This window comes from Vibrio sp. V03_P4A6T147 (assembly GCF_002241085.1).
Classification (GTDB): Bacteria; Pseudomonadota; Gammaproteobacteria; order Enterobacterales; family Vibrionaceae; genus Vibrio; species Vibrio anguillarum.
On sequence record NZ_NDIO01000214.1, the window covers coordinates 1 to 12,922 of the forward strand.

Here is a 12,922-nt window from a genome sequence, read left to right on the forward strand (position 1 = left end):
TTATTCTATCAAACATCAATTTAGTGTAGTTTAATAAAGAAATTATTTATTTTTCAGGAATTATACAATGCAAAATATCGGGATGTCGTCAAAACTCGACAATGTCTGCTATGACATTAGGGGTCCTGTACTCAAACATGCTAAACGCATGGAGGAAGAGGGGCATAAAATACTGAAGTTAAACATTGGTAACCCTGCCCCATTTGGCTTTGACGCCCCAGATGAAATCCTAGTTGATGTGATCCGTAATCTGCCTACTTCACAAGGCTATTGCGACTCAAAGGGGATCTATTCCGCGCGCAAAGCCGTGGTGCAACACTACCAGAAAAAAGGGCTACGTAGCCTAGATGTAGAAGATGTTTACATCGGTAATGGTGCTTCAGAGCTTATCGTGATGGCGATGCAAGCGCTGCTTAATAATGGCGATGAAATGCTTGTCCCTGCTCCTGATTATCCATTATGGACCGCTTCGGTCGCCCTTTCCGGTGGCACTGCTGTGCATTACTTGTGTGATGAAGAAGCCGATTGGTATCCTGATCTCAACGACATCAACAGTAAAATCACGCCCAAAACACGCGGTATTGTGTTGATCAACCCCAATAACCCAACAGGTGCTGTCTATAGCCGTGATTTCCTGCTGGAAATTGTTGAGATTGCCCGCAAGCATAAATTGATCATTTTCGCCGACGAAATCTACGACAAAATCTTATACGATGGTGCGACCCATACGCCTATTTCAACACTGGCTGATGACGTTTTAATGGTCACTTTTAACGGCCTGTCAAAAGCGTACCGTGTGTGCGGGTTCCGTGGTGGTTGGATGTTCCTTACCGGGCCAAAACACATCGCCAAAGGTTATGTGGCTGGTTTGGAAATGCTTGCCTCAATGCGTTTGTGTGCCAACGTGCCCATGCAGCATGCGATTCAAACCGCATTAGGTGGCTATCAAAGTATCAATGAGCTGATTTTACCCGGCGGCCGACTGCTCGAACAGCGCGACCGCGCGTGGGAATTGATCAACCAGATCCCCGGCGTCTCATGTGTCAAACCTAAAGGAGCCATGTACCTGTTCCCGAAAATCGACACGAAAATGTACAGCATTAAAGATGACCAAAAAATGGTGCTCGACTTCTTAAAACAAGAGAAAGTGCTATTGGTTCAAGGAACGGGCTTTAACTGGCCAAAACCGGACCACTTCCGCATTGTCACCTTACCGCATATTGAAGATTTGGAAATTGCCATTGGCCGCTTCGAACGTTTCTTATCGACCTACAGTCAGTAGCATTCTGACGTAAACTTCCATATGCTAAACGGGCGCACTTTTCGATACTAAAAGTGCGCCCGTTTTCTTTTAATCGCCAATTTTTCTCTTGGCCCCCGACACAGCAAGGATGTTTATTGCAATGAAAGAGAGTCACTTTTTTGCTCACTTAGCCCGAATGAAGTTAATTCAACGCTGGCCTTTAATGCGATCCATCTCCAGTGAAAATATCTCTGAACACAGCCTACAAGTGGCATTTGTCGCTCACGCTTTAGCCGTAATCAAAAACAAAAAATTTAGCGGCAAGGTCAACCCTGAACGGATTGCGATTTTAGGTATGTACCACGATACCAGTGAAGTGTTGACGGGCGATCTTCCGACACCAGTTAAATACTACAACCCCGATATTGCGAAAGAATACAAAAAGATAGAAGCCGCCGCCGAACAAAAACTGCTCTCGATGTTGCCTGAAGAGCTGCGTGAGGATTTTGCTCCATATCTCGTTTCAGACGCCGCGCACCCTGAAGATGTGGCGATAGTCAAACAGGCAGATTCACTCTGCGCCTATCTCAAATGCTTAGAAGAACTCAGCGCGGGCAACCATGAATATGCGCTGGCCAAAAAACGTTTAGACGTCACCTTACGAGATCGCCATACACCTGAGATGGAGTATTTTCTCAATACCTTTGCCCCTAGTTTCGAATTAACGCTGGACGAGATCAGCTAACTCACGCTAAGTTACTTGTTAAGTGTTTGAAAAACATAAATGTACTGCAGGAGATGGCATGGATATATCCATTGACCCCAAATGGCTTGAACGCCAAGATGATGAGCATAAAATCCGCCGCGATGATCACCGCAGCCCTTTCCAACGCGATCGGGCACGTATTCTTCACTCGGCAGCATTTCGTCGCTTGCAAGCCAAAACTCAAGTACATGGCACTAGCTTGAATGATTTTCATCGCACTCGCCTCACTCACTCCTTAGAAGCCGCGCAACTCGGCACTGGTATAGTGGCGCAAATTAAACTCAAACAACCAGAGTTTCGTGATTTGCTGCCTTCAGATAGTTTGATCGATTCCTTATGCCTAGCGCATGATATCGGTCACCCTCCTTATGGTCATGGCGGCGAAGTGGCGCTCAATTATATGATGCGCGATCACGGCGGCTTTGAAGGCAACGCGCAAACCTTCCGTATTGTGACCAGCTTAGAGCCTTACACCGAACACCATGGTATGAACCTGTCACGTCGCACTGTGCTGGGGTTATTAAAATACCCTGCGCTGCTGAGCCAAACTCGCGCCGTACAGCAACCCAATGCAGTCGCTCACCAGCGTCAGTTGAAAGCTAAAGAGTGGTCGCCTGCTAAGGGAATATACGATTGCGATCACGCGATTTTTTCTTGGGTAACGGAGCCGCTCTCTGCGCAAGATAAAGCCCTACTCAGTCAAATGCGTGGTCAGCCCGCAACGCCTTATCAACATCACAAGACTCGCTTTAAATCACTCGATTGCTCCATCATGGAGCTGGCCGATGACATTGCCTACGGCGTGCACGATTTAGAAGATGCCATCGTGCTTGGCATGGTGACTCGCCAACAGTGGCAAGAGGCCGCAGCCTCGAAACTGGCCGAATGCGGCGATGCGTGGTTTGAAGAACACATCGCTTCCATCAGTGAAATGCTGTTTGCAGGCAAACATTATCGTCGTAAAGATGCGATTGGCGGGATTGTTAATGCGCTACTGACTAGCATTCATATTCAAGCCGTTGATGCGCATTTTGAGAATGAATTACTCGCCTTCAACGCCTATTTAGAACCCAATATGGCCGCTGCGCTGGAAGTACTGAAATCATTTGTGAGCCAATATGTGATTCAAATTCCGCAAGTGCAGCGTTTTGAATACAAAGGCCAGCAGATCATCATGGATCTGTTTGAAGCGCTAAGCGCCGATCCTGAACGCTTACTGCCAGAAACAACGCGCGGTAAGTGGCAAGCCCAAACCAATGAAAACGATGGTATGCGCGTTATCTGTGACTATATTTCGGCTATGACCGATGGCTATGCGCAAAGGCTCCATCAACAACTCTTCTCAGCTCATAATCACTATTAATGGCTGGTTGAGTGATAGCTTCTGCCATCATTACTCACTGATATAGCGGTTACTCGCTGATATAGTTTTGCTTAAAAACCCCAGCTGGCATTTGGCTAATTTGAAAGGCAACCATCGCATCAAAAGCATCAAGGAGCGGTTGAAAATTTTGCCGAGGCTCAAGCAATGACAAGATATGAAAACCAGCTTCAACAGTTGATAAGCTGTTTTCACTCGGTGCCTTGCGAATGCGATAATTGCCTTTGAGATCGGTCGGCAAGTGCAAACACGGTAGCGAATGTAAATTGCTCGAGAGTTGCCACATTTTATACGCTTTCTTCCAAGTACCATCGAGTAAAATAACTCGTACTTTTCTGGTATCAGCATTGATATTCATAGCCGACACGGGCTGCGCAGTCTCATGCGGGTAAAGTACATAGTTGAGCACATCCGGCTCAGCTAAGCACTCATTCAGCTGAGTGTGCCGGCTAAAATCTTCGGCAACAAAGCGCCTGCAATTCGCTAAAGATAAATCGAGAATTCGGGCTGTGCCCATTGGGCGATGTTCTTCTGTCGGATGTTGAAGAATGATAAGCTCGACCGACGAGGAAAGCGGTACGATCAAAGAACAGATGCAGGCTTTTCGCGCTTTACCACATTGAGAACAGTATCGAGACATAACGTGAATTACTTTCGCCTTTGCTTACTAAACATAAACCATCAAAAAAATCGTTATTTTGCACTACTTGCTATCAGCTTGGTCTGCTTGGGGTTGCAATGGCCGCCACTGGCCGCCCTCAGTGCGTGGAATCGGCCTGCCATTGAAGCGGGCCAATGGTGGCGGATCCTAACAGGAAATTTCACACACACCAACTTTACGCACCTTGGTATGAACCTCGCAGGGCTGTGGATTATCCATTTTGTGTTTCAGCCGAGCAGTAAAAAATGGTTAATCAGCCTTCTGGCAACCAGCCTGATGGTAGGCGTCAGCCTTTTTTTGAGCCGTATGCAAGTCTATGTCGGCCTTTCAGGCGCGCTCCATGGAATGTTTGCCTATTTGGCGCTGCAAGAAGCACTGCAAGGGCGTCGCAGCAGTTGGCTGTTAGTGGTTGGTGTTATTGTCAAAGTTGTCTGGGAGCAAATTTTCGGCGCTTCAAGTAACACCAGTGAGCTTATTAATGCACGCGTGGCTATCGAAGCGCATTTAGCAGGCATGTTGGCCGGGTTGATACTCGCCATCGGTGAATGGCTGAGATCAAAAAAAACGGAGAAGTAACGCACTTCTCCGCTTAATACTCTCCGAAAAATAATCTGCCTGCTTCGAGAAAGACGCGCCTAACCTAAACGATTGGCCGTTGACCGCGACTGATCAATTTCAGCAACACACTATCAGCCGCTTCACCCGCAACGCCAGCCAATTTATCAGTCAGTTTTTTCTTCTGCACATAATGGATTGCCAGTACCGTTTTATCTTTACACGCAGCAACCACTAAGTCGTCAGAAGTTTTGATCTCATCAACTAAACCGAGCTCTTGAGCTTGAGTCCCAAACCAGTGTTCACCAGTGGCCACTTTCTCAAGGTCAAGCGCTGGGCGATGCTCGCGGATAAAATCTTTAAACAGTTCGTGAGTCTCTTCGAGTTCTTGCTTGAACTTATCGCGCGCTTTATCACTGTTTTCACCAAACATAGTCAGCGTGCGTTTGTATTCACCTGCGGTCAATTGTTCAAATTCAATATCATGTTTTTTAAGCAGTTTATTGAAATTAGGTAACTGTGCAATAACGCCAATGGATCCAACAATCGCAAAAGGAGCGGCCACAATTTTATCAGCAATACACGCCATCATATAACCACCGCTGGCGGCCACTTTATCAACTGCGATGGTTAGGGGTAACCCAGCTGCTTTAATGCGATCGAGCTGCGAAGAAGCCAAACCATAACCATGCACCATGCCACCGCCAGTCTCTAAACGCAGCAACACTTCATCACCTTGACGAGCAACGGCGAGAATGGCGGTCACTTCCTCGCGTAGCGAACTCACTTCTTTGGCATCAATACTGCCGTTGAAATCCAAGACAAAGAGATGCGGTTCACGTTTGGTATCTAACGCTCCCTCTTTGGCCGCTTTTTTGATCGCTTTGTCACGTGCTTTGTTTTTCTCTTTTTCGCTTTTCTTTTCTGCTTTATCGCGAGCCTTCAAGAAAGCATCATCGTGCAGATGGTGTTCCATCTGCTCGACCATTTCTTTATGACGCTCGGTTAAATTCACCACTTCCAGCTCGCCTTTCTGCGCGCTGTTTTTTCCGCCCACTGATTTCACAATGACCAATAGCACAACAAGAGCGACGACGATTGTCGCAATCTTGGCCAAAAATAGGCCGTAGTCCAATAAAAATTCCAACGTCCTAATCCTCATAGGTTTTGATTTGGTGTATTGTAACCACCTTGTCACGAAGACTTAAAGCAAATCATAACAATAAGGAAGCACAAGGTGGATTATTCAGTTTCTGCAGATGCCCTCAAAGATAGAGTCATTTTAGTTACAGGTGCTGGCGACGGTATCGGAAAACAAGCCGCTATCAGCTATGCAGCCCACGGCGCAACCGTCATTTTGCTCGGCCGCACGGTGAAAAAGTTAGAACAAACATATGATGAGATAGAAAACGCTGGCTACGCAACACCTGCGATTGTTCCGCTGGACATGAAAGGAGCCACCAAGCAACATTACCTCGATATGATCGATACCATTGCAGAGCAGTTTGGTCGCTTAGATGGCGTGCTACATAACGCGGGGCTTTTGGGTGTGATCAGCCCGTTTGATCAGATCGGTGAAGATTCTTATGACGATGTCATGCAGGTCAACGTCAAAGCGCAATTCTTACTCAGCCAAGCGGCGCTGCCATTGCTGCACAAATCTCCAGATGCGCGGATTGTATTTACGTCTTCAACCGTAGGCCATGATGGTCGTGCTTTTTGGGGCACTTATGCTATGTCAAAATTCGCCACAGAAGGGATGATGCAAGTGCTAGCTGATGAGCTAAGCAACACATCAATTCGAGTGAATGCAATTAATCCCGGTGGCACGCGCACTGGCATGCGCGCTAAAGCTTATCCCGCTGAAGATGTGGAGTTGTTGAAAACGCCTAAAGATATCATGCCGCTTTATCTCTATTTAATGGCGCCGGAAAGCCAAGCCGTGAATGGTCAATGTATCGATGCACAACCGAAAAAGTAATGGCTTAGCTTTTTCTTAATCTTTCAATGCCTTGCCTCATCAGCAAGGCATTGTCGTTTGAGGTGAACGTTACTATTTCATGTCGGCACATTACATTAGAGACGACTTTATTGTAATGATGGCTAAAAAGTCTTACGAAAGCACATCACGTAATCGGTCCTGTGCCACTTGTACTAATAAATCGGGTTGGAATTTAGAGATAAAACGATCACAACCCACTTTTTGTACCATAGCTTCATTAAAGCTGCCACTGAGTGACGTGTTTAACGTAATAAATAGTGATTTCATTCTCGGATCATTACGGATCTCGGAAGTCAGTTTATAGCCGTCCATTTCTGGCATTTCAGCATCGGTGATCATCAGTAAAAGCTCACTCGTTACATCTCTTCCTTCATCGCTCCACGACTTCAGAAGATTCAATGCTTCTAAGCCATCTCTGCATTCGACAATTTCCAAACCAAGCTGTGAGAGCGTCCCTTTTATTTGGTTACGAGCCGTTGAAGAATCATCCACAATCAGAATTTTTCGCCCGACCATCTCCGCAACCAAATCATGATCAAGAATGCCTTCTGAGATAGAAACGTCATAATCAATAATCTCAGCTAACACTTTTTCAACATCAATGATTTCAACAATATGGCTACTGTTGACCTCTTTAACATGGGTGATAGCGGTAAGGTAATTAGAACGGCCAGCTAAACGCGGTGGTGGCTGAATTTCAGTCCATGCGGTATTGATAATATTGCGAACTTGCCCAACCAAAAAACCTTGAATGGTTCGATTGTACTCAGTGATGATGAGGTTCTGTTCTTGGCTATCCAAGCGAGATGGAGGAAAACCGATCGCACTGCGCAAATCAATGACAGGAACTGGCACTCCCCTCAATGAGGCTACACCCGTAATATTATGATGAGAACCGGGCAATTTCGTTAACTGAGGAACTTTGATCACTTCCCTCACCTTAAATACATTGATCGCAAAAATTTGCCGGCTATTTAAGCTGAATAAAAGCAACTCAAGTCGATTCTCTCCGACAAGATTGGTGCGCTGGTCAACCGTATTTAAAACACCTGACATACGAAATCCCGAAAATTATAGTGAACTCACATAACAGTATAGCCATATGGGTTAATTGTAAAAAATATAAATGATCTAACCGCGAAAAAATTAACCTTCGACAACTTTCATCAGCAAAAGTCCATCATAGAGAGCTTGTTTAATCAAAGCCGCACCGGGCATGGTTGCCTGTTTATAAAAACGTGATTCCACTAATTCGAGATCTTGATGATAGACAGGTAAGCTCTGCTCTTCGATGCATTTTTGCAATGCAGGGTATAACACGTTCTTAGCTTGGTTGATAACACCACCGATAAGAATTTTTTCTGGGTTAAACAGGTTGATCACAATTGCGATTGCGGCCCCTAAATAACGCCCTAGTTTCTCTATCACATCCACCGCTAATGGGTCACCCTCTGCTGCGGCCTCACAGATATCTTCAATAGTGATTTCACTGTGCTCAGTCAATGATGAAACCTCACCGTTTGCAATACGCAGCGCCACTTCTTCACGAATTGCTTGCGAACTGGCGACTGTCTCCAAACAGCCAATATTGCCACAATGGCAACGTTTACCATGCGGATCAATTTGGATATGACCTAACTCACCGATATTCCCGTGCCGACCTTGCAGCACCCTGCCATCAAGGATAATGCCAGCCCCTAAACCGTGGTGAATAGAGATAAGAACTGAATTTTCATTGCCTTGCGAGTGGCCAAACAACTTTTCAGCCAGTGCCCAAGCTCGGGTATCATTCGCCACAAATACAGGTAGGCCCGTCGCCTTATAAATTTCAGGACCAAGAGCCAGATTTTCCACATTGTAATGAGGCATCTGCAGTACAATCCCTTGCTCTGAATTCACTAAACCGGGCAAGGTAATTGCGATACTCGTCACTCGATCCAATTGCGACGAGTAGGTTTGAAAAAACTCTTCAATTTCGTAAAGCAACCTAGCGAGCACGTCATCTTGGTCTAGCTCATGGATCTCAATTTTGGTGTCGATCAACACTTCACCACCCAACTCATGCAGGGCAATAATTAGGTAACCACGCCCTAAACGCATGGATAAAAATTGCCATCCCTCATTATTGGTTTGTAAACCAACGGCTGGGCGGCCACGGCTGATCGCTTCTTGTACTGTCGTTTCATGGATTAAATGAGCTTCAATTAACTCACGAGTAATTTTGGTAATACTTGCCGGAGCAAGCTCACTCTCCTTCGATAAATCGATGCGAGAAATGGGACCTTTTTGGTCAATGAGTTTATATACACGACCAGCATTGACCTGTTTGATATGATCAATATGGCCTGGTTGCGCCATATACATTGGGAGCTCCAGAAATCAATAACATGCCAATTTTTTTACTTTGCGAAGTAATTGTGAAGCGCTTTAGTATATTGCCGTGACAAGCATCACGGATATACCTAGATCTTCGTGTATTTAGCCAATAAACTGCCATTTGTTTACATTCAAAAAATATGAAACTCCTCTTTTTTTGTGACAAAAATCATCTGACACCTGTCGATAAATTTCACTCTTATTCCCTTTCTTTCGCCAGATCTTGCATATACTCAATCTAGATTCCCGCCCCATCAGGAGAACACAATGACCGCTGTGTTAAGAAGAACAAAAATCGTGACTACTTTAGGCCCATCAACAGACAAAGGCGAGATATTAGAGGCGATTATCAAAGCTGGCGCAAATGTTGTGCGCATGAATTTTTCACATGGTAGCTCCGAGGACCATAAACTGCGAGCGCAACGAGTAAGAGCTATCGCGGCTAAGTTGGGTCGCCATGTCGCTTTACTTGGTGATTTACAAGGACCAAAAATTAGAGTCTCCACATTTAAAGAAGGAAAAGTCTACTTAAATGAAGGTGACCGATTTGTTCTTGATGCAGAGCTCCCCCCAGGGCAAGGTGACCAAGACTCGGTTGGCATTGACTACAAAAAACTACCACAAGATGTGCAACAGGATGACTTGCTGCTATTGGACGACGGACGAGTACAACTACTCGTTACAGCAGTCGATGGTGCTAAAATACACACCATAGTCACCGTCGGTGGTCCACTTTCAAATAACAAAGGCATCAACAAAAAGGGTGGCGGTTTATCGGCGGAAGCGCTGACCGAAAAAGACAAACGAGACATACTACTCGCCGCCGAAATACAGGTTGAATATCTGGCCATTTCATTTCCTCGCAATGGCGAAGATATGAAATACGCTCGCCGCCTCGCTCGTGATGCAGGCCTTGAGGCCAAGCTCGTGGCGAAAGTGGAACGGGCAGAAACCGTGGCCAGTGATCACAATATTGATGACATCATTATGGCCTCTGATGTGATCATGGTCGCTCGTGGTGACTTGGGGGTAGAAATTGGTGATCCTGAGCTGGTTGGTGTGCAGAAAAAACTGATCCGCCGCGCTAAGGCACTCAATAGAGTAGTGATCACAGCAACACAAATGATGGAGTCAATGATAGAGAACCCAATGCCAACCCGCGCGGAGGTAATGGATGTTGCCAATGCGGTGCTTGACGGAACCGATGCGGTGATGCTTTCAGGTGAAACTGCTGCTGGTAAATACCCAGTAGAAACGGTTCGTTCGATGGCCGAAGTGTGTGTCGGCGCGGAAAAAATGATCGAAGCTAGCCAACAAAATTATCGAATCGATACTTCGTTTGTGACTGCTGAAGAGACCATCGCGATGTCCACTATCTATGCGGCCAATCACATGGAAGGAATCAAAGCCATGGTGACTCTGACCGAATCAGGAAGAACAGCGCTTATGACCTCCCGCTTAAATTCTGTACTGCCTATCTTTGCTATGTCGCCCAATGAACGAAGTTTAAACCGCTGCGCTCTATATCGGGGAGTCACACCCGTCTATTTTGATACCAAAGCAGACACTGGTTTTGATGTGGCCGTTGCAGCTCTCAATACGCTTAAGGAGAAAAAATTGTTAGAGTTCGGTGACTTAGTGATCATCACTCAAGGTGACATTATGGATGTCGAAGGGTCAACCAACTGCATGCGTATCCTGCCGGTCCTTGAATAACCCGTGCTCCCCGTTGACTTAATGGTCGCGGGGAAAATAATCCGATGATGCAATACGGGACTGATATGCCGACTGTGCTTGGTTAAATTGGTCGATAAAGCGATAACCCGCCGTCAGTCCCAGCTCATAATCATAAAGCAGATCTTCTTGACTGCTTAAGAGAGATCTTGACCTCAATGGTTCGCTGGGCACAATCTGTAGGATGTAAACATCATCCGGCGGCGCACGCAAAAATTCTTGAGTAAGAGAATAAGTTTGGTAATGCACCATTAACATATCCGCTAACCCCGAATCAAACTTGTCACCAATTAAATGACTCAAGCGATAAATATCATCAGCGCCAAATAACCAGCGTCCACCATTGAGTAGCTCCAAATTCATTTGCTCACGTTTTTGTAGCTTAGAACGTTCTATTTGTTGATGGAGAAGACCACTCCACTCTTGCTTCCAGTAAGACAATTTTTGTCGCCACTGACCTTGAATATTTTGCAAAGGTTCATGTAGCCAATGAGCCTCGTTGTAAGGCTTAGCAGAAGGCAACGGCTTCATCGGTAACCCACTCTCTACCGCGTCGGCATCAGGGCATTCAGTGCGGATTACCGCAACAAAACGGGCACCTCTACGCCATGCCTCCTGAACTGGAATTGATGCCGATACACCACCATCAATATATAGGCCATCACCCAGCTTGACTTCATGCGGATATAAGCGGGGAATCGCACAGGTGGCAATCAACACCTCTCGCCAGTTACTTTCTAATATCGGGAAATAATGGTCGTGGAGTGAGTGTGCTGAGGTAACAGCAGCATAAGCTTTTCTTTTCGCAAGGACTTGGGCTCCCATATCGACATCCAACCGATAAGGAAATTCCGATATGCGATCTAAAGCCCAATCCAAGTTCATGAACTGCTTACGCCGAACGTAGCTAAATAGATTAAAAAAATTAGCATCCGTGGTGAGTTCTAAAATAAAAGCCTTGCCTAACCCATGCTGACGGCATAGGTAAGCGCACAAATTCAATGCACCTGCAGAGGTGCCATAAAATTCATCAAAGGGGTCAAAATTGGAAAGAAGGAACGCATCTAACACACCTGCGGTAAAAATACCTCTTTGGCCACCACCTTGGGCAACCAATGCATTTTTTCCTCCAATGTACTTCGAGAGCCGATCTAAATCCGCTCTCGTCTCTTTATCAGAGATAGTTCCACTAGTGTTCATCAGCAGAACCCTCGTTGATTAATGGCTGATAGCGATCAAACCAAAACCGACGAGAATAGTAAAGACCGTTGCAGTAATCACTAATGCGTATTTTAGATCAAGTTCCATAGCCACCTCCTATCAGATAACAAAGTAATAACATCAGTGTGAAGTATCTTCAAGAATCGTTGATTTTTCGTGCACAATTATGTAGTTACCATCACAATAACCTAATCGTTAAAAAGTGGCTTAGGTTAATAATTATGCATCAATATAATAAAATCATTCTTATCATCGGAGCTTTATCTGCTCACTATGCACAAGCGCAAGTCATCGTCTCTCCCTTTTTTGGGTATATCGTTGGGGGCGAAGTCGAGGATCAAGCCAGCAATGAATACGATTTAAAAGCTTCCTCTGGTTATGGCCTCGCTATAGAAACTGATTACGAAAAAGGCCGAATTGGTCTGTTTTATGCCACTCAAAACACCTCTGTTGAAACCATTAACGCGGATACCAACATCCATTATCTCCACTTTCAAAGCAGCATTTATTATCCGACAAGCCAACAATTGACCGCTTATATAGGCCTAGGTATCGGTGGTTCTTATACGGATGTTGACTGGGCTAAAGATAAATATGGTTTTTCTTCAAGCTTGTTTGGGGGTTTTGAGTATGCCTTTACCGATAACATTGCGCTGAATAGCCAAGTGCGTTGGTTAGGTACCTCTGTTGACAACGAAACTTCAGCAACCTGCACACTGCCCTCTTCAGAAACGTGCGCGATTCGTTTTAAATCTGATTGGATCAATCAATTTTCGGCTAATATCGGCCTAACAGTTCGTTTTTAAACCAAGATAAAATTGTGGTGTGATTCACTAGTGAGTGTATGTTTTTCAGTCATACACTCTTCGACAAAAAATAGTTTTATCATTTATATTTTTTAGACAACGAAGTTATAAATTCCATTCTTATTAAAAAATGACGTTCATTCCACCTAAATCCCAATTAATTAACAACTAATACAC

General features: G+C 45.2%; 13 protein-coding genes. 7 read left to right on the forward strand and 6 right to left on the reverse strand.

Features of this window, described 5'->3' with window-relative positions; all coding sequences use genetic code 11:
* The first annotated feature begins 67 nt into the window (after nt 1-67).
* From B9J84_RS08470 to B9J84_RS08480, 3 genes are all read left to right on the forward strand, one after another.
* Nucleotides 68-1,282 (forward strand): pyridoxal phosphate-dependent aminotransferase, encoded by a 1,215-nt coding sequence (locus tag B9J84_RS08470; protein WP_013856428.1) that lies wholly within the window; start codon nt 68-70, stop codon nt 1,280-1,282.
* Between the two features lie 121 nt (nt 1,283-1,403).
* Nucleotides 1,404-1,988, forward strand: a complete 585-nt coding sequence (gene yfbR / locus B9J84_RS08475) for a 5'-deoxynucleotidase (protein ID WP_094123946.1) — start codon at nt 1,404-1,406, stop codon at nt 1,986-1,988.
* Between the two features lie 58 nt (nt 1,989-2,046).
* Nucleotides 2,047-3,372, forward strand: a complete 1,326-nt coding sequence (locus tag B9J84_RS08480; RefSeq protein ID WP_026028279.1) for an anti-phage deoxyguanosine triphosphatase — start codon at nt 2,047-2,049, stop codon at nt 3,370-3,372.
* 49 nt (nt 3,373-3,421) lie between these two features.
* On the opposite strand, the gene B9J84_RS08485 is transcribed toward B9J84_RS08480, so the two are convergent.
* The gene (locus B9J84_RS08485; protein ID WP_088732716.1) at nt 3,422-4,030 is read right to left on the reverse strand and encodes a tRNA-uridine aminocarboxypropyltransferase; all 609 of its coding nucleotides are present in this window, start codon (nt 4,028-4,030) and stop codon (nt 3,422-3,424) included.
* Nucleotides 4,031-4,033: 3 nt separating this feature from the next.
* Between B9J84_RS08485 and rrtA the strand changes: the two genes are divergently transcribed.
* Nucleotides 4,034-4,627, forward strand: a complete 594-nt coding sequence (rrtA, locus tag B9J84_RS08490) for a rhombosortase (RefSeq protein ID WP_017045270.1) — start codon at nt 4,034-4,036, stop codon at nt 4,625-4,627.
* Nucleotides 4,628-4,691: 64 nt separating this feature from the next.
* Here the strand turns inward: rrtA and sohB are convergent, their stop codons facing one another.
* Nucleotides 4,692-5,753 (reverse strand): protease SohB, encoded by a 1,062-nt coding sequence (gene sohB, locus B9J84_RS08495; protein ID WP_026028277.1) that lies wholly within the window; start codon nt 5,751-5,753, stop codon nt 4,692-4,694.
* Nucleotides 5,754-5,843: 90 nt separating this feature from the next.
* On the opposite strand from sohB, the gene B9J84_RS08500 reads away from it, so the two are divergent.
* A complete protein-coding gene (locus tag B9J84_RS08500; RefSeq protein WP_017048556.1) occupies nt 5,844-6,587 on the forward strand; it encodes a YciK family oxidoreductase in 744 nt (247 codons plus the stop codon).
* Nucleotides 6,588-6,719: 132 nt separating this feature from the next.
* On the opposite strand, the gene B9J84_RS08505 is transcribed toward B9J84_RS08500, so the two are convergent.
* Nucleotides 6,720-7,664: a chemotaxis protein CheV gene (locus B9J84_RS08505; RefSeq protein WP_013856421.1), complete on the reverse strand. Its 945-nt coding sequence runs from the start codon at nt 7,662-7,664 to the stop codon at nt 6,720-6,722.
* Nucleotides 7,665-7,754: 90 nt separating this feature from the next.
* Complete coding sequence (locus B9J84_RS08510) at nt 7,755-8,972, reverse strand: ROK family protein (protein ID WP_013856420.1); 1,218 nt, start codon at nt 8,970-8,972, stop codon at nt 7,755-7,757.
* A gap of 279 nt (nt 8,973-9,251) precedes the next feature.
* On the opposite strand from B9J84_RS08510, the gene pyk reads away from it, so the two are divergent.
* Complete coding sequence (gene pyk / locus B9J84_RS08515) at nt 9,252-10,700, forward strand: pyruvate kinase (RefSeq protein ID WP_017045267.1); 1,449 nt, start codon at nt 9,252-9,254, stop codon at nt 10,698-10,700.
* An 18-nt stretch (nt 10,701-10,718) separates the two neighbouring features.
* Here the strand turns inward: pyk and B9J84_RS08520 are convergent, their stop codons facing one another.
* Both B9J84_RS08520 and B9J84_RS08525 read right to left on the reverse strand, forming a co-directional pair.
* Nucleotides 10,719-11,918 carry a patatin family protein gene (locus tag B9J84_RS08520; RefSeq protein ID WP_094123947.1) on the reverse strand — a complete coding sequence of 400 codons (1,200 nt, stop codon included), beginning with the start codon at nt 11,916-11,918 and terminating at the stop codon, nt 10,719-10,721.
* An 18-nt stretch (nt 11,919-11,936) separates the two neighbouring features.
* Nucleotides 11,937-12,026, reverse strand: a complete 90-nt coding sequence (locus tag B9J84_RS08525) for a YnhF family membrane protein (RefSeq protein WP_094123948.1) — start codon at nt 12,024-12,026, stop codon at nt 11,937-11,939.
* A 38-nt stretch (nt 12,027-12,064) separates the two neighbouring features.
* Here B9J84_RS08525 and B9J84_RS08530 point away from each other — a divergent pair, with 38 nt between their 5' ends.
* Entirely contained in the window at nt 12,065-12,745 is a 681-nt protein-coding gene (locus tag B9J84_RS08530) for an outer membrane beta-barrel protein (protein ID WP_017048553.1), read from the forward strand.
* Nucleotides 12,746-12,922: the final 177 nt, after the last annotated feature.

Excerpts from the sequence above, each read along its gene's own strand:
- yfbR (WP_094123946.1), top strand. The coding sequence starts at position 1,404 with ATGAAAGAGAGTCACTTTTTTGCTCACTTAGCCCGAATGAAGTTAATT.
- B9J84_RS08525 (WP_094123948.1), bottom strand. The coding sequence starts at position 12,026 with ATGGAACTTGATCTAAAATACGCATTAGTGATTACTGCAACGGTCTTT.
- B9J84_RS08480 (WP_026028279.1), top strand. The coding sequence starts at position 2,047 with ATGGATATATCCATTGACCCCAAATGGCTTGAACGCCAAGATGATGAG.
- B9J84_RS08470 (WP_013856428.1), top strand. The coding sequence starts at position 68 with ATGCAAAATATCGGGATGTCGTCAAAACTCGACAATGTCTGCTATGAC.
- B9J84_RS08505 (WP_013856421.1), bottom strand. The coding sequence starts at position 7,664 with ATGTCAGGTGTTTTAAATACGGTTGACCAGCGCACCAATCTTGTCGGA.
- B9J84_RS08510 (WP_013856420.1), bottom strand. The coding sequence starts at position 8,972 with ATGTATATGGCGCAACCAGGCCATATTGATCATATCAAACAGGTCAAT.
- pyk (WP_017045267.1), top strand. The coding sequence starts at position 9,252 with ATGACCGCTGTGTTAAGAAGAACAAAAATCGTGACTACTTTAGGCCCA.
- B9J84_RS08520 (WP_094123947.1), bottom strand. The coding sequence starts at position 11,918 with ATGAACACTAGTGGAACTATCTCTGATAAAGAGACGAGAGCGGATTTA.
- B9J84_RS08485 (WP_088732716.1), bottom strand. The coding sequence starts at position 4,030 with ATGTCTCGATACTGTTCTCAATGTGGTAAAGCGCGAAAAGCCTGCATC.